This is a genomic window from Streptomyces sp. NPDC059785 (assembly GCF_042732375.1).
In the GTDB taxonomy this organism is placed as follows: Bacteria; Actinomycetota; Actinomycetes; order Streptomycetales; family Streptomycetaceae; genus Streptomyces.
In genome coordinates, this window is record NZ_JBHWHV010000111.1 from 1 (window position 1) to 15,619 (window position 15,619).

Genomic DNA, 15,619 nt, shown 5'->3' on the forward strand with positions numbered 1-15,619 from the left:
GCCGGGGCCCGGGGGCCGGGGGCCGGGGCCGGGGGCCGGGGCCGGGGGCCGGGGCCGGGGGCCGGGGGCCGGGGGCCGGGGGCCGGGGGCCGGGGGCCGGGGGCCGGGGCCGGGGAAGGCGTACCGGCCCTGACGCGTGGGTGTCGGCCCCCCGTGCGCCTACGATCCCCCTGTGCCCCTCTTCGTCCTGGAACGCGTGAGCCCGTCCCCCGTCGGTGAGACCTGGCGCCGGCTGACCGAGTGGGAGCGGCACGCCGACGTGGCCCCGCTGACCCGGGTCACCGTGCGCACGCCCCCGCCGAACCACGAGGGCACCTTCTTCGTGGCGCGCTCGGGCATCGGCCCGCTCGCCGTCGACGACCCGATGGAGGTCGTCGAGTGGCGGCCCCCGGAGGCGGACGGTGCGGGCCGGTGCCGTCTGGAGAAGCGCGGTTCGGTGATCACCGGGTGGGCCGAGATCGAGGTGGGCCCGGACACCGGCGGCGGCTCCCGGGTGGTCTGGCGGGAGGACCTGCGGGTCCGGGGCGTGCCCCGCCTGCTGGACCGCCAGGTGGCGTGGGTGGCCCGCAAGGCGTTTGGGCGGGCGGTGGACGGACTGCTGAAGCAGGAGCCGCGGTGAACGGCCGCTGAGGCGCGGTGCCGGGCGGGGCTGGGGTCATGTCCGGGGCCCGACTCAGGTCACGTCCGGGGCCCAGCCCAGGTCACCTCCGGAACCCAGCCCAGGCCACCTCCGAAACCCAGCCCAGGCCACCTCCGAAACCCAGCCCAGGCCACCTCCGAAACCCAGCCCAGGCCACGTCCGAAGCCCGGCTCAGGTCACGTCCGGGTCCGGCTCCCCGTCGCGCGTGGCCAGTTTGTCCCGGCGGTCGCTGTCACCGTCGCCGCTGGTGCTGAGTATGGTGTCGCAGATCTCCCGCAGCTTGTCCGCCGCCTGCTTGGAGAACAGGCCGCACAGCCCGGCGATACCGCAGAAGCCGTACGGATTGGTCGCCCCGGCGCCCGAGTTCCCGGCGAACAGGCCGCCGCGCAGCAGCAGATGGACCAGCAGCGCCAGCGCCACCCCGATGCCCGACCTGAGCAGGTACCACCACAGCCAGCTCGCGTAAAGCCGCCGGTTGCCGACATAGGTGGCGAACGACGTGGCGGCGTGCACGAAGCTGCCCAGACCGCTGCACAGGATCACCGCGAGCAGCATCGCGGTGTCGGCGGTCAGCGCCCACTCCCCCAGCCCGAACGGCGACCACGGCACCGTGGCGCCGGGCTTCGCCTCCGGGTCGACGAGTGCGAGCACGACCGGCCAGAGACTGACCAGCGCGCCGCACACGGCCACGACCTCGGCCAGCAGCAGGACACCGAGGGCGGTGGTGGCGGCCGGCGGCAGACACAGCCGCGCCTCGTCGCCGCCCGGGGCCCCGGCCCCTGCCGATCCCTCCGCGCTTCCCCCGCCGTTACCGACCGCACTGCCCGTACCGTCCGTCTCCGGCACGCCCGTACCGTCCGTCTCCGGCACGCCCGTACCGTCCGTCTCCGGCACGCCCGTACCGTCCGTCTCCGGCACGCCCGTCGCGACGCTCCGGACGTCCCCCGACTCGCTCAACTCTGTTCCCCCGCTGTGCCGTTGCGGTCACGGCACCCCCTGCGCCGCGCCTGTTCTCACCCTGCTCCCCCGACCGCCGCCCCGCAAGTTCCGCGGCGGCTGTACCAGGGAAGCAGGTCGTGATGGATCGGCGTCCGCGCCCCCGTCAATGGCACCCCGCTGCCGCCCTGCCGTTCAGCGACGATCTCCGCGGCGATGGACAGGGCCGTCTCCTCGGGGGTGCGGGCGCCCAGGTCGAGGCCGATGGGTGAGTGCAGGCGGGCCAGTTCGGGGGTGGTGACACCGGCCTCGCGCAGCCGGCGTTCGCGGTCCAGGTGGGTGCGGCGCGAGCCCATCGCGCCGACGTAGGCGACCGGGAGGCGCAGCGCGACCTCCAGCAGCGGCACGTCGAACTTGGCGTCGTGGGTGAGCACGCACAGGACCGTACGGGCGTCGGTGACGGTGGTCTCCAGGTACGTGTGCGGCCAGGCGACGACGATCTCGTCGGCGTCGGGGAAGCGGGCGGCGGTGGCGAAGACCGGACGGGCGTCGCAGACCGTCACCCGGTAGCCGAGGAACTTGCCGACGCGGACCAGCGCCGAGGCGAAGTCGATCGCGCCGAAGACGATCATTCGGGGCGGCGGTACGGACGACTCGACGAGGACGGTGAGCGGTGCTCCGCAGCGGGAACCCTGTTCGCCGGTCTCCAGGGTGCCGGTGCGGCCCGCCGCCAGGAAGGCGCGCGCCTCGGCGGCCACGGTGCGGTCGAGTTCCGGAGGACCGCCGAAGCCGCCCTGGTGCTCTCCGCCGCCGTCGGGGCGTACGACCAGGGCGCGGCCCATGAGGTCGGCGGGGCCTGCCACGACGCGGGCGAGGGCCACCGCCTCGCCGTGGGCCGCGGCGGACACGGCGGCGGCGAGGGCGGTCCGGGCGGGGGCGGCCGCCCGGACCGGGGTGACGAGGATGTCGATGACGCCGCCGCAGGTCAGCCCCACGGCAAAGGCGTCCTCGTCGCTGTAGCCGAAGCGCTCCAGGACGGTCTCGCCGTCCTCCAGGGCGGCCCGGCACAGTTCGTAGACGGCGCCCTCCACGCAGCCGCCGGAGACCGAGCCGATCGCCGTGCCGTCGCGGTCGACGGCGAGCGCGGCGCCGGGGCGGCGGGGCGCGCTGCCGGCGACGGCCACCACGGTGGCGACGGCGAAGTCACGTCCCTGCGCGACCCACCGGTCGAGCTCCTCGGCGATGTCCAGCATGTCTCGGTCTCCTCAGGGGCGGACGGGAAGGCGGCGGCAGGCGGGACTTTCGCAACACGCCCTAGTGCACGCCCAGCCAGCTCTCGATCGGGCTCAGGGCGAAGTACACGAGGAAGATCACGGTCAGGCCCCACATGAACGCGCCGATCTCGCGGGCCCTGCCCTGGGCGGTGCGGATGGCCACGTACGACAGGACTCCGGCGGCGACGCCCGCGGTGATGGAGTACGTGAACGGCATGATCACCACGGTCAGGAAGACCGGGATCGCGGTGGCGCGGTCCGCCCAGTCCACGTGCCGGGCGTTCATCATCATCATGGCGCCGATGACGACGAGCGCGGCGGCCGCGACCTCGCCGGGCACGATCGCGGTGAGCGGGGTGAAGAAGAGGCAGGCCGCGAAGAACAGGCCGGTGACGACGGAGGACAGACCGGTCCGTGCGCCCTCGCCCACCCCGGTCGCCGACTCCACGAACACCGTCTGCCCCGAGGCGCCCGCGACACCGCCGACCGCTCCGCCCGCGCCGTCGATGAACAGCGCCTTGGACAGTCCGGGCATCCGGCCCTGTGCGTCGGCGAGCTTCGCCTCCGTGCCGACACCGATGATCGTGGCCATCGCGTCGAAGAACCCGGCGAGCACCAGGGTGAAGACGATCATCCCGACGGTCATGGCGCCGACCTCTCCCCAACCGCCGAACTCGACGTGCCCGAAGAGTGAGAAGTCCGGCATGGAGACCGCGTTGCCGTGCAGTTCAGGGGTGCCGCTCGCCCACTGGTCCGGATCGATGACGCCGGTCGCGTCGAGGACGACGGCGAGGACGGTGCCGCTGACGATGCCGATCAGGATGGCGCCGGCCACCCCACGGGCCTGGAGCATGAAGATCAGCAGCAGGGTCACCGCGAAGAGCAGGACCGGCCAGCCGGCGAGTTCACCGGCCGGGCCGAGGGTGACCGGGGTGGACTCGCCCTGGTGCACGAACCCGGCCTTGTAGAAGCCGATGAGCGCGACGAACAGGCCGATGCCCATGGTGATCGCGTGCTTCAGCGCCAGCGGGATCGCGTTCATGATCATCTCGCGCAGCCCGGTGACGACCAGGAGCATGATGACGACGCCGTACAGCACGCACATGCCCATCGCCTGCGGCCAGGTCAGCTGTGGGACGACCTGAGAGGAGAGCACGCCGGAGACGGACAGGCCCGCGGCGAGGGCGAGCGGCACCTTGCCGACGAAGCCCATCAGGAGCGTGCTGAGCGCGGCGGCGAACGCCGTGGCGGTGATCAGGGCCTGCCGGCTCAGAGTGTCGCCCGCGACGTCCTTGCCGGACAGGATGAGCGGGTTGAGCAGCAGGATGTACGCCATCGCCATGAAGGTCGTGACGCCGCCGCGCACCTCGCGCGCGACGGAGGATCCCCGCCGGGTTATGTGGAAGTACCGGTCGAGCCACGAGCGTCCGGCCGGGACACGGGAACCCGTGCCCGCGTCCTCCGCGACGGTCGTCGGTTCTCTCGGCTCCAGTGACTGCTGGGTCATGTCTGGCCTACTCCCAAGGTTCACAGGGGCACCCGCCGACGCCTTCGGCGCCGCGCGGGATTTGGGAAGGTGGTACGGCCGCACGACCCGGGGGACGGCCCGAGACGAACGATCAGGGACTGAGCAGGTGCGGTACTGCCGCGAGGACCGTGAGCGGTGCGGTCCTCGCGGGTTCCTGGTCCCCCGGCATCGACCGAAGGATCAGGAACCCGGGGTGCTACGCCGTGCCCGTCAGATGCTCCGGGCGTACCGGCGTCCGGTTGAGCTCGAGACCCGTCGCGTTCCGGATCGCCGCGAGGACGGCCGGGGTGGACGACAGGGTCGGTGCCTCGCCGATGCCGCGCAGCCCGTACGGGGCGTGGTCGTCGGCGAGTTCGAGCACGTCGACCGGGATGGTCGGCGTGTCGAGGATGGTGGGGATCAGGTAGTCCGTGAAGGACGGGTTTTTGACCTTGGCGGTCTTCGGGTCGACGATGATCTCCTCCATCACCGCGACGCCGAGGCCCTGGGTGGTGCCGCCCTGGATCTGGCCGACGACGGAGAGCGGGTTGAGCGCCTTGCCGACGTCCTGGGCGCAGGCCAGCTCGACCACCTTGACCAGGCCGAGTTCGGTGTCGACCTCGACGACGGCGCGGTGCGCGGCGAAGGAGTACTGGACGTGCCCGTTGCCCTGCCCGGTACGCAGGTCGAACGCCTCGGTCGGGCGGTGCCGCCACTCGGCCTCGATCTCGACCGACTCCTCCCCCAGCACGTCCACGAGGTCGGCGAGGACCTCGCCGCCGTCGGTGACGACCTTGCCGCCCTCCAGGAGCAGTTCGGCGGTGGCCCAGGCCGGGTGGTACGTACCGAATGTGCGGCGGCCGAGCTCCAGGACCTTGTCGCGGACCAGCTCGCAGGAGTTCTTCACGGCGCCGCCGGTGACGTACGTCTGCCGGGACGCGGAGGTCGAACCGGCGCTGCCCACGCGGGTGTCGGCCGGCTGGATGGTGACCTGGGCGACGCCCAGTTCGGTGCGGGCGATCTGCGCGTGGACGGTGACGCCGCCCTGGCCGACCTCGGCCATCGCCGTGTGCACGGTCGCGACGGGCTCCCCGCCGACGACCTCCATGCGCACGCGCGCGGTGGAGTAGTCGTCGAAGCCCTCGGAGAAGCCGACGTTCTTGATGCCGACCGCGTAGCCGACGCCGCGGACGACGCCCTCGCCGTGCGTGGTGTTGGAGAGCCCGCCCGGGAGCTGCCGTACGTCGGCGCCCTCGCTGGACTCCCACTGGCGCTCGGGCGGCATGGGCATGGCCTTGACGCGGCGCAGCAGTTCGGCGACGGGGGCCGGGGAGTCGACCGGCTGCCCGGTCGGCATGACCGTGCCCTGCTCCATGGCGTTGAGCCGCCGGAACTCCACCGGGTCCAGGCCCACTTCCCTGGCCAGCTTGTCCATCTGGGCCTCGTAGGCGAAGCACGCCTGTACCGCGCCGAAGCCGCGCATGGCGCCGCAGGGCGGGTTGTTGGTGTAGAGCGCGATGGCCTCGATGTCGACGTCGTCGACGACGTAGGGGCCGATGCTCAGCGAGGAGGCGTTGCCGACGACCGCCGGGGAGGCGGAGGCGTACGCGCCGCCGTCCAGGACGATGCGGCACTTCACGTGCGTGAGCCTGCCGTCCTTGGTGGCGCCGTGCTCGTAGTACAGCTTCGCGGGGTGGCGGTGGACGTGGCCGAAGAAGGACTCGAAACGGTTGTAGACGATCTTGACGGGCTTGCCGGTGCGCAGCGCCAGCAGGCAGGCGTGGATCTGCATGGACAGGTCCTCGCGGCCGCCGAAGGCGCCGCCGACGCCGGAGAGCGTCATCCGGACCTTGTCCTCGGGCAGGCCGAGGACCGGGGCGATCTGGCGCAGGTCGGAGTGGAGCCACTGGGTGGCGATGTAGAGGTCGACGCCGCCGTCCTCGCCCGGGACGGCGAGCCCCGACTCGGGGCCGAGGAACGCCTGGTCCTGCATGCCGAAGGTGTACTCGCCCCGGACGACGAAGTCGGCCCTGCGCGCCGCCGCTTCGGCGTCGCCGCGGACGATCGGCTGGCGGTGCACGATGTTCGGGTGCGGGACATGACTCGCGTGGTGATCGTCGCGTCCCTCGTGGACCAGGATCGCGTCGGGCGCGGTCGCGGACGCCTCGTCGGTGATGACGGGCAGTTCGCGGTACTCGACCTTGATCTTGGCGGCCGCGCGGCGGGCGGTCTCCGGGTGGTCGGCGGCCACGATGGCGACCGGCTCGCCGTGGTGGCGGACCTTGCCGTGGGCGAGTACGGGGGTGTCCTGGATCTCCAGGCCGTAGTTCTTCACGTCGGTCGGCAGGTCGTCGTAGGTCATGACCGCGTACACGCCGGGCTGGGCCAGGGCCTCGGAGGTGTCGATCGAGACGATCTCGGCGTGCGCGACCGTGGAGCGCAGGATCTGGCCCCAGAGCATGTCCTCGTGCCACATGTCGGACGAGTACGCGAACTCGCCGGTGACCTTGAGGGTGCCGTCGGGGCGGAGCGTGGACTCGCCGATGCCGCCCCGGGCCGGGGCGCCCTGGGTGAGGCGCGTGGGGGTGCCGGTGGGAATGCCGGTGCTGCCCGTGGGGATGCCGGTGGTGCCCATGTCAGACCGCCTCCGACTGCCGGGCGGCCGCGAGGCGGACCGCGTCCATGATCTTCTCGTAGCCGGTGCAGCGGCACAGGTTGCCCGAGAGCGCCTCGCGGATGTCCGCGTCGGACGGGTTCGGGTTGCGCTCCAGCATCTCGTCGGCCGCGACCAGGAGCCCGGGGGTGCAGAAGCCGCACTGGACGGCGCCCGCGTCGATGAACGCCTGCTGGACGGGCGACAGCTGAGCGCCCTCGCCGGTCCGGGAGTCGGCGGGCCCCGCCTGCCACCGCTTGGCCTCGTCGAGCCCCGTACCGCAGGCGCCCGAGGCGCAGGCTCCGTGCTCCGCCCGCTGCCGCGCGAAGTCGGCCAGGCCCTCGACGGTGACGACCTCGCGGCCCTCCGCCTGCCCGGCCGCGACCAGACAGGAACAGACCGGTACGCCGTCCAGCCGGACCGTGCAGGAGCCGCACTCGCCCTGCTCGCAGGCGTTCTTCGAACCGGGCAGGCCCAGGCGCTCACGCAGGACGTACAGGAGGCTCTCGCCCTCCCACACGTCGTCGGCCTCCTGCGGGCGGCCGTTGACCGTGAAATTGACGCGCATTACGCGACTCCCTCCGTGCCGGCGGCGGCGTTGCGGTAGGACTCCCAGGTCCAGGTGAGTGTCCGGCGGGCCATCACGCCCACCGCGTGGCGGCGGTAGCTCGCCGTGCCCCGGACGTCGTCGATGGGGTTGCAGGCCGCGGCGCACAGGTCCGCGAACTGCTTGGCCACCGACGGGGTGATGATCCTGCCGTTGTCCCAGAAGCCGCCCTCCTCCAGCGCCGCGTTCAGGAACTCCTCGGCGGCCCGCGCGCGGACGGGGGTGGGCGCGGCGGAGCCGATGCCGGTACGGACCGTACGGGTACCGGGGTGCAGGGCCAGGCCGAAGGCGCAGACGGCGATGACCATCGCGTTGCGGGTGCCGACCTTGGAGTACTGCTGCGGGCCGTCCGCCTTCTTGATGTGCACGGCCCTGATCAGCTCGTCGGGGGCGAGCGCGTTGCGCTTGACGCCGGTGTAGAAGTCGTCGATCGGGATGCGCCGGGAGCCCCGTACGGACTCCGCCTCGACCTCGGCGCCCGCCGCGAGGAGGGCGGGGTGGGCGTCGCCGGCCGGGGAGGCGGTGCCGAGGTTGCCGCCGACGCCGCCGCGGTTGCGGATCTGCGGGGAGGCGACGGTGTGGGCGGCCAGCGCGAGACCGGGCAGCTCGCCGCGCAGCCGCTCCATGATCCGGGTGTACGGGACGGAGGCGCCGAGCCGCACACTCTCCGCGCCGACCTCCCACTCGTTCAGTTCGCCGATCCGGCCCAGGTCGAGGAGGTACTCGGGCCGCCGGTGGTCGAAGTTGATCTCGACCATGACATCGGTGCCCCCCGCAATCGGCACGGCTGTCGGGTGCTCGGCCTTGGCGGCGAGCGCCTCCTCCCAGCTCGCGGGGCGAAGGAAGTCCATGAGTGGCTCTCTTCTTCGTATGGTGGATCGCTCGGTGCGAGCCGGACCGGTGCGGCGGAAGCGGCTCGTATCTGTGCTGTTCACGCGGATCGAGGCCAGTACACAGCGCTGTGCTCCGGTGGGGTCAGTCACCGAAACCATGAAGGAGTTGGCTGGCCAGCGCGCGCATCTTGTAGATTCGTATGAACGGAGGCCACCAGTCACCTCCTGGTTTTCCTCCGGAAACATCCACCTCACGAGCAGCACCCACGAAACCCCTGCTTCGAGACAAGAACGGCGGCAACGAGACATGCGGCTGCGCGCACTGCTGGACACCGACGCGCTGGGCCTGCGGCTGCTCGGCGGCGAGGACGAACTGAACCGCACGGTGCGCGGTGTGATGACCACGGACCTCAAGGACCCCAGCCGCTACCTCTCCGGGGGCGAGCTGGTCCTCACCGGTCTGGCCTGGCGGCACGAGGCCGCGGACTTCGAGTCCTTCGTGCGGATACTCGCCGGGGCCGGCGTCGCCGCGCTGGCCGCGGGCGAGGCGGAGCTCGGCGACATCCCCGACGATCTGGTCCAGGCCTGCGCCCGGCACCGGCTGCCGCTGTTCGCCGTCAACGAGTCGGTGGCCTTCGCCACGATCACCGAGCACGTCGTGCGGCAGGTCTCCGGCGAGCGCGCCGGGGACCTGGCGGCCGTGGTCGACCGGCACCGGCGGATGATGACGGCCGGACCCGCGGGCGGCGGCCCCGACGTCGTCCTCGACCTGCTCGGCACCGACCTGGACCTGCGGGCCTGGGTGCTCTCCCCGGCGGGGCGGCAGATCGCGGGCGGCGGACCGGGCGGACCCGGGCTGTCCGCGGAGGTCCGCGCCGGCCTCGCCGCCGAGCACCTGGCGGCCACCCGGACCGGGCGGCGCGGCCCGCACCGGGTCACGGTCGGCACGACGGCGTACTCGCTGTTCCCGGTCCGCTCCTCCGGACGGTCCTCCGCCGCCTCCCGGGACGTGCGCGAGACCGTGCTGTCCGACTGGCTGCTCGCGGTCGAGGCCGACGCGGGAGACTGGCCCGAGGAGCGCCTCGACCTGCTCCAGGGCGTCACCCAGCTCATCGCCGTCGAGCGGGACCGGCGGGACGCGGCGCGCACGGTGCGCCGGCGGCTCGCCCAGGAGGTCCTGGAGCTGGTCCAGTCGGGCGCGGCCCCGGCCGAGATCGCGGCCAGGCTGCGGGTCGCCGCGCCGGTGCTGCTGCCCGGTCTCGGGGCGGCGCCGCACTGGCAGGTGGTGGTGGCCCGCGTCGAGTGGGAGCGCGCCGACGGCGCGGGCGTCGACGGCGGGCCCGTCGCCCAGTCCCTGCTGGAGGAGATCCTCGTCGACCCCCTCTCGCGGGGGCCCGAGCACTCCGACCGGATCGCCGTCGCCCACACCGGTGACGAGGCCGTCGCCCTGGTCCCGCTGCCCGCCGTCTCGTCCGAGCACGACGGTTCCGAGGCCGGGCTGCTCGCCGACGCCCTCCTCGACGCCGTACGGGATCCGCTGTCGGCGGGGCTCGGCGACGACGGGCGGCTCACGCTCGGCGTCAGCGCCGCCGTGCACTCCGCGGAGGGGCTGCGCGGCGCGCTGGAGGAGGCCCGGCACGCGCGCCGGGTCGCCGCCGCGCGGCCCGGCCGGGTCTGCGCCGCGGGCCACCAGGAGCTCGCCTCGCACGTGCTGCTGCTGCCCTTCGTGCCGGACGACGTGCGCCGCGCCTTCACCGCCCGGCTCCTGGACCCGCTGCGCGACTACGACCGCAGGCACCGCGCCGAGCTGATCCCGACCCTGGAGGCGTTCCTCGACTGCGACGGCTCCTGGACCCGCTGCGCCACCCGGCTCCACCTGCACGTCAACACGCTGCGGTACCGGGTGGGCCGGATCGAGCAGTTGACCGGACGGGATCTGTCGCGGCTGGAGGACAAGCTCGATTTCTTCCTCGCCCTGCGGATGAGCTGAGGTCAAGGCCGCGAGCTGTCCTCCGCCGCACGGGCCGCCGCCTTCGCGGGGCTCGCCCCATGACTTTGTGAAATCCTTCACCCACCCTCTTGGCCGGGCCCGGCGATCCGTGCTGAGATGCCCTCACTCAACAGCTCAATGGTGTGCTCGGGGAGGGCAACGTGGCGCATACCGCCATGTCTGGTACCGGAACGACATCAGGGGACGATCCACTCCAGACCGCGGTATGGCGGCTGCGCTCGCGCGCCTGCTGGGCCGACGCGGCCGCGCTGCTGGACCCCGGCACCGCGGGACCCGCACTGCAACGGGCGTCGCTGCTCGTGGAACGGTGCCTGTACACCGAGCAGGGCTGGGCCGAGGCCGAGGACGCGCTGCGGACGGCGGAGGCGCTGGCGCAGAGCGACGACGAGCGGGGCGCCGCGGCCTGCGAGCGCGGCCAGCTCGCGTACACGGCCACGCTGCTCGGGGTACGGGACCGGGCCGACGAGGCGCGCGCCGCGCTCGGGAGGGCCGCCGCGCTGCTCGCCCCGGGGACCGCGGGCCGGGCGCTGCTCGACTTCCGGCGCGGCCTGGTCGCCCAGAACCTGGCGAACTCCGCGCAGGCCGCCCGCGCCGCCTACCGCCGCGCGCACGCGGGCGCCACCGCCCACGGCGATCTGCTGCTGCTCTCCTTCACCTGGCGCCATCTCGCCGGACTCGCCCTGCGCGACGGCGAGTTGGCGGAGGCCAGGCACGGCTTCGCCGAGTCCCTGCGGATCCGCGAGGAACTGGGCTACCTGGTCGGTACGGCGCCCGCGCTCGCCTCGCTCGCGGAGGCCGAGACCGAGCCGGAGGCGTCCCGGCTGCGCGCGGAGGCCGGCCGCCTCTTCCGCCTCCTGGGCGGCGTCCCCACATGGCTGGCGGCCCAGCTCTCCCCACCACCGGCGGCCACGGCTTGAGAAGGGGGACGGGGGCGGGGCGGGCGTGAGGCGTGCTCGGGCGCGGGCGGGACGTGTGCTCGGGCACGTACTCGGCGGCGTGCGGGACGCGTGCTCGGCCGCGTGCGTGACCTGTGCTCGGCCGCGTGCGTGACCTGCGCTCGGCCGCGTGCGTGACCTGCGCTCGGCCGCATCGGCCGGCAGATCGGCACGGCCGCGCGGGGCGGCCCCCGGGGCCGGTGGCCACCGCCTGAGGACGGGAGGGCGGGCGGGCGCGTACGTGACGCGTGCTCGGCCGGGTACGGGACGCGTACTCGGCCGCCGTCGGCCGACAGATCGGCGCGGCCGCGCGGGGCGGCCCCGGGGTCCGATGGCCACCGCCTGAGGACGGGAGGGCGGGCGGGCGCATACGTGACGCGTGCTCGGCCGGGTACGGGACGCGTACTCGGCCGCCGTCGGCCGGCAGATCGGCGCGGCCGCGCGGGGCGGCCCCGGGGGCCGGTGGCCACCGGCTGAGGACGGGAGGGCGGGCGGGCGCTTACGTGACGCGGCCCGGGGCCCTACGCGCCCGCGAAGTGTTCCCGTACCAGGGACTGGATCACGGGCAGGTCCTGGGCGATCAGCGCGTCCAGCAGCGCGGTGTGCTCGGCGGCGTCGGCCAGCAGGTCGGCGCGGCCGCGCGGGGCGGCCCCGGGGGCCGGTGGCCACTGGGAGCGGCGGTGCAGGTCGTCCGCGATCCGGACGAGCTGGTCGTTGCCCGCGAGGGCGAGGACCGCGCGGTGGAAGGCGCGGTCGGACTCGGCGTAACCCGCCCGGTCGCCGGTGGACGCGGCCCGTGTCGTCGCCTCGGCCAGCGGACGCAGCTCCGTCCAGCGGCCGGCGGGCACCGTGCGGGCGAGCCGCAGCATCACCGGGACCTCTATTAAGGAGCGGATCTCGGCCAGTTCGGCGAGCTCGCGGGCGCACCGCTCGACGACCCGGAACCCGCGGTTGGGCACGACCTCGACGGCGCCCTCCAGGGCGAGCTGCTGCATGGCCTCGCGCACGGGCGTCGCGGACACCCCGAACCGCTCACCGAGCGCGGGCGCCGAGTACACCTCGCCGGGCGCCAGCTCGCCCGTGACGAGCGCGGTCCGCAGGGCGTCGAGGATCTGCCCGCGCACGGAGGAACGCTGCACGGCCGGCCGGCCCGCGGCCTGCGGCGGGGCGGGCTCGCTGTGCGTGTGCTCGCCGCGGACGGGGCCGACGAGACCGGCGGGGCTGACCGAGCTGGCGGGGCTGGCGGGGCTGACCGAGCTGGCGGGACCTGCGGGGCTGGCAGGGCTGACAGGGCTGACAGAGCCGACAGTCGCCGTCGCTCCGGTCGCGTTCCGCCTGCTCCCAGCCACCGCCGCTTCGGCCGCGTTCCGCCCGCCCCCGGCCGCCGTCGCTCCGGTCGCGTTCCGCCTCCCCCCGGCCACCGCCGCTCCGGGACCGGTCTGCCCGCCCCCGGCCACCGCCGCCTCTTGACCGGGCTGTCTGCCCCCGGCCGGTCCCGGCGTGCTCTGGCCGCCGCCCGGTCCCCGGCGCTCCCGGTTGCGGTCCGCCGCCCGGGGCTGGGCGGGTACGCGCACGGCCGCCGTGCTCAGGGGCGGCAGGGCCGCTCTCCCCGCCTCAGCAGAGCGGTGCGCCTCGCGTGAGCCGGTCTGCTCCACGGGCTCCTCCTCCGGGCTTGGTGGCACTTGGGGGCCATTGGGGCGGTTGTCACTTGTTCGTCAAGCACCATAGGCGCACTGAGCCCCAGTTCAAACATCCACCTTTTCCGGATAAGGTAAGGCTTACCTGCGAACGATCGTGAATCGGTGGTCCAGCATGCCCGTATCCGCCCTGACCGCGGCCGCCCCGGCCGGTGCCGCCACACCCCCGGCCCGCTCGGCGCTCACGGACGCGTACATCCGGCTGACCGAGGTCTTCCCGGGACTCGCCGTGCGCGAGCTCGGACCCGGCGAGACGGCGCCGGAGGGCGACGGCTGGGTCCGCGCCGCGCGGCTCGCCGAGGGCGGCGCGGACCTCGACGCGTTCCTCGCCTGGGACGAGGAGCAGGTGCTCCGCAACTACGGACAGCCGGGACGCCCCGACGTCATCGCCAGCTTCGGCCTGCACCGGTACGCGTGGGCGGCCTGCCTGCTGATCACGCTGCCCTGGTTCCTGCTGCGCCGGGTGCCGCGCTTCCCGGTGGAGCACGTCACCTACAACCGCGCCCTCGGACACATGGCCGTACGGACCGGCGAGTTCGCCTGCCTGCCCGACGACCCGGCGGCCGGACTGCCCGGCGCCCGCGTCGTACCGGACGAGGACGCCCTGCACGCCGAGGTACGGGCCGCCGTGGCCGAGCACCTGGAGCCGGTGCTCGGCGCCTTCGGCCCGCGGATGCGGCGGCGCGGCCGGGCCCTGTGGGGCATGGCCACCGACGAGATCGTGGAAGGGCTCTGGTACGTCGCCCACCTCCTCGGCGAGGAGCGGCGGGCCATGCGCGACCTGGAGCGGCTGCTGCCGGGGGCGACCCGCCCGTACGCCGGTTCCGCCGCGTTCCGCGAACTCACCGGCCCCGACGGGCAGTCGCTGCCCACCCGGGACCGGGCGAGCTGCTGCCTCTTCTACACCCTGCGCCCCGAGGACACCTGCGCCAACTGCCCGCGCAACTGCGACGAGGTGCGCATCGCCAAGCTGACCACGGCCGCGACGGCCTGAGGAAGGGCCGGGTCCCGATACAGGGGCCCGGCCCTCAGCACCACCGGGCGGTCCTGAGCTGGCCGACACCCCGCCCGTTCCCCGCAGTTCGGTGCCCCGGCGTACCGGCCGCTCCGGGCGTCTCGTAAGATCAACTCGCGTCGAGAGCGCCTGGCGGGTTTCCGGCGGGTTCCACGGGTGACAGGTGATTCACAATTTCCTCACCTGTCGCGGGAACTTTCCGTCGAACCATCCGTACGGGTAGTCTTATTCGCACTCAACTCCCGTCCCTCGCGCGGCAGTTCGAGCAAAATGCCGCCCTGCGTACGCCCTTGCTCTTCTTGGCGGCCTCTTGCCCCGAAACCCCCTGAGCGCCGACGGGATTGGGCCACTATGGCGGGCGTTACGCCCTATCCCAATGCAAGGGACCCCTGATGAGACTGACCGACATATCGCTGAACTGGCTGCTTCCGGGCGCCGTTTTGCTCCTGGGCATGCTGGCGGCGGTTGCGGTGCTGGCGCGCGGCAAGCGGTCCGGCGGGGAGAAAGCGACTGCCGACGACTCGTGGGAGCGCAGCGAGGAGCGCCGCAGGCGCAAGGAGGCCATCTACGGCACCGCCTCCTACGTGCTGCTGTTCTGCTGCGCCGCGGTCGCGGCGGCTCTCTCCTTCCACGGCCTGGTGGGCTTCGGCGAGCAGAACCTGGGCCTCTCCGGCGGCTGGGAGTACCTGGTCCCGTTCGGCCTCGACGGCGCGGCCATGTTCTGCTCCGTCCTCGCGGTGCGCGAGGCGAGCCACGGTGACGCGGCGCTCGGCTCCCGGATACTCGTGTGGACGTTCGCGGGTGCGGCGGCCTGGTTCAACTGGGTGCACGCGCCGCGCGGCATCGACCACGCGGGCGCCCCGCACTTCTTCGCCGGCATGTCCTTGTCGGCCGCGGTCCTGTTCGACCGCGCACTGAAGCAGACCCGCCGGGCCGCGCTGCGCGAGCAGGGCCTGGTTCCGCGCCCGCTGCCGCAGATCCGCATCGTGCGCTGGCTGCGCGCGCCCCGCGAGACGTACAGCGCCTGGTCGCTGATGCTGCTCGAGAACGTCCGCACCCTGGACGAGGCCGTCGACGAGGTGCGCGAGGACCGGCGCCAGAAGGAGCAGCAGCGACTGCGCCGGCGCGAGCAGCAGCGGGTCGAGCGGGCCCACCTGAAGGCGCTCAGCCGCGGCCACCGCGGGCTGATCGGCCGCGGTGGCACGCGCGGCGAACTGGAGACCACCGTGGAGCGCGCCTCCGCCCCGGCAGCCACCGCGGAGCCCGCCATAGCGGCGCCGGAACCGCTGCCCGTACGCGCCCGCGCCTCGCTCTCGCCGGTCCGCAAGAGCTCGGAGCCGGTCATCGACCTCACCGCGGAGGACGACACACAGGCCCTCCCGCGACTCGACTCGCTGGAGCGCAAGCTGAAGGACCTGGAGCAGCAGTTCGGCTAGAACCGGACTCATAGGGCCTCGGCCATTGCACTGGGCGGGGGGGGGGGGCGGCCGGCCCGGCCCGCCGCCCCCCCC

Annotated in this window: 12 protein-coding genes; 5 read left to right on the forward strand and 7 right to left on the reverse strand. The window is 73.8% G+C overall.

Annotated elements, in window-relative coordinates; genetic code table 11:
- Positions 1-172 precede the first annotated feature (172 nt).
- Positions 173-619 (forward strand): SRPBCC family protein, encoded by a 447-nt coding sequence (locus ACFV6E_RS41970; RefSeq protein ID WP_385175027.1) that lies wholly within the window; start codon positions 173-175, stop codon positions 617-619.
- Positions 620-811: 192 nt separating this feature from the next.
- Here ACFV6E_RS41970 and ACFV6E_RS41975 read toward each other — a convergent pair whose 3' ends face one another.
- The 6 genes from ACFV6E_RS41975 to ACFV6E_RS42000 form a co-directional block, all read right to left on the reverse strand.
- Positions 812-1,597 carry a hypothetical protein gene (locus ACFV6E_RS41975; RefSeq protein WP_385175024.1) on the reverse strand — a complete coding sequence of 262 codons (786 nt, stop codon included), beginning with the start codon at positions 1,595-1,597 and terminating at the stop codon, positions 812-814.
- Positions 1,598-1,653: 56 nt separating this feature from the next.
- Positions 1,654-2,829, reverse strand: a complete 1,176-nt coding sequence (locus ACFV6E_RS41980; RefSeq protein ID WP_385175021.1) for an XdhC family protein — start codon at positions 2,827-2,829, stop codon at positions 1,654-1,656.
- 61 nt (positions 2,830-2,890) lie between these two features.
- Complete coding sequence (locus ACFV6E_RS41985) at positions 2,891-4,357, reverse strand: NCS2 family permease (RefSeq protein ID WP_385175018.1); 1,467 nt, start codon at positions 4,355-4,357, stop codon at positions 2,891-2,893.
- A gap of 217 nt (positions 4,358-4,574) precedes the next feature.
- Positions 4,575-6,992: a xanthine dehydrogenase family protein molybdopterin-binding subunit gene (locus ACFV6E_RS41990; RefSeq protein WP_385175015.1), complete on the reverse strand. Its 2,418-nt coding sequence runs from the start codon at positions 6,990-6,992 to the stop codon at positions 4,575-4,577.
- 1 nt (position 6,993) lies between these two features.
- Positions 6,994-7,578, reverse strand: a complete 585-nt coding sequence (locus tag ACFV6E_RS41995; protein ID WP_385175014.1) for a (2Fe-2S)-binding protein — start codon at positions 7,576-7,578, stop codon at positions 6,994-6,996.
- The gene (locus ACFV6E_RS42000) at positions 7,578-8,468 is read right to left on the reverse strand and encodes an FAD binding domain-containing protein (protein WP_385175011.1); all 891 of its coding nucleotides are present in this window, start codon (positions 8,466-8,468) and stop codon (positions 7,578-7,580) included. Before ACFV6E_RS42000 ends, ACFV6E_RS41995 begins: the two co-directional genes overlap by 1 nt.
- A gap of 289 nt (positions 8,469-8,757) precedes the next feature.
- On the opposite strand from ACFV6E_RS42000, the gene ACFV6E_RS42005 reads away from it, so the two are divergent.
- Positions 8,758-10,440, forward strand: a complete 1,683-nt coding sequence (locus tag ACFV6E_RS42005) for a PucR family transcriptional regulator (RefSeq protein ID WP_385175008.1) — start codon at positions 8,758-8,760, stop codon at positions 10,438-10,440.
- A gap of 161 nt (positions 10,441-10,601) precedes the next feature.
- The gene (locus ACFV6E_RS42010) at positions 10,602-11,378 is read left to right on the forward strand and encodes a hypothetical protein (RefSeq protein WP_385175005.1); all 777 of its coding nucleotides are present in this window, start codon (positions 10,602-10,604) and stop codon (positions 11,376-11,378) included.
- 539 nt (positions 11,379-11,917) lie between these two features.
- Here the strand turns inward: ACFV6E_RS42010 and ACFV6E_RS42015 are convergent.
- Entirely contained in the window at positions 11,918-12,817 is a 900-nt protein-coding gene (locus tag ACFV6E_RS42015; protein WP_385468968.1) for a GntR family transcriptional regulator, read from the reverse strand.
- 391 nt (positions 12,818-13,208) lie between these two features.
- Between ACFV6E_RS42015 and ACFV6E_RS42020 the strand changes: the two genes are divergently transcribed.
- Positions 13,209-14,087: a (2Fe-2S)-binding protein gene (locus ACFV6E_RS42020; protein ID WP_385468965.1), complete on the forward strand. Its 879-nt coding sequence runs from the start codon at positions 13,209-13,211 to the stop codon at positions 14,085-14,087.
- A gap of 413 nt (positions 14,088-14,500) precedes the next feature.
- Positions 14,501-15,544 carry a DUF2637 domain-containing protein gene (locus ACFV6E_RS42025; RefSeq protein WP_385175000.1) on the forward strand — a complete coding sequence of 348 codons (1,044 nt, stop codon included), beginning with the start codon at positions 14,501-14,503 and terminating at the stop codon, positions 15,542-15,544.
- The last annotated feature ends 75 nt before the right edge of the window (positions 15,545-15,619 follow it).

What these genes read in the sequence shown, in the direction of transcription:
- ACFV6E_RS42025 (WP_385175000.1), top strand. Translation starts at nt 14,501, where the DNA reads ATGAGACTGACCGACATATCGCTGAACTGGCTGCTTCCGGGCGCCGTT.
- ACFV6E_RS41985 (WP_385175018.1), bottom strand. Translation starts at nt 4,357, where the DNA reads ATGACCCAGCAGTCACTGGAGCCGAGAGAACCGACGACCGTCGCGGAG.
- ACFV6E_RS41990 (WP_385175015.1), bottom strand. Translation starts at nt 6,992, where the DNA reads ATGGGCACCACCGGCATCCCCACGGGCAGCACCGGCATTCCCACCGGC.
- ACFV6E_RS41980 (WP_385175021.1), bottom strand. Translation starts at nt 2,829, where the DNA reads ATGCTGGACATCGCCGAGGAGCTCGACCGGTGGGTCGCGCAGGGACGT.
- ACFV6E_RS41995 (WP_385175014.1), bottom strand. Translation starts at nt 7,578, where the DNA reads ATGCGCGTCAATTTCACGGTCAACGGCCGCCCGCAGGAGGCCGACGAC.
- ACFV6E_RS42020 (WP_385468965.1), top strand. Translation starts at nt 13,209, where the DNA reads ATGCCCGTATCCGCCCTGACCGCGGCCGCCCCGGCCGGTGCCGCCACA.
- ACFV6E_RS42000 (WP_385175011.1), bottom strand. Translation starts at nt 8,468, where the DNA reads ATGGACTTCCTTCGCCCCGCGAGCTGGGAGGAGGCGCTCGCCGCCAAG.
- ACFV6E_RS42005 (WP_385175008.1), top strand. Translation starts at nt 8,758, where the DNA reads ATGCGGCTGCGCGCACTGCTGGACACCGACGCGCTGGGCCTGCGGCTG.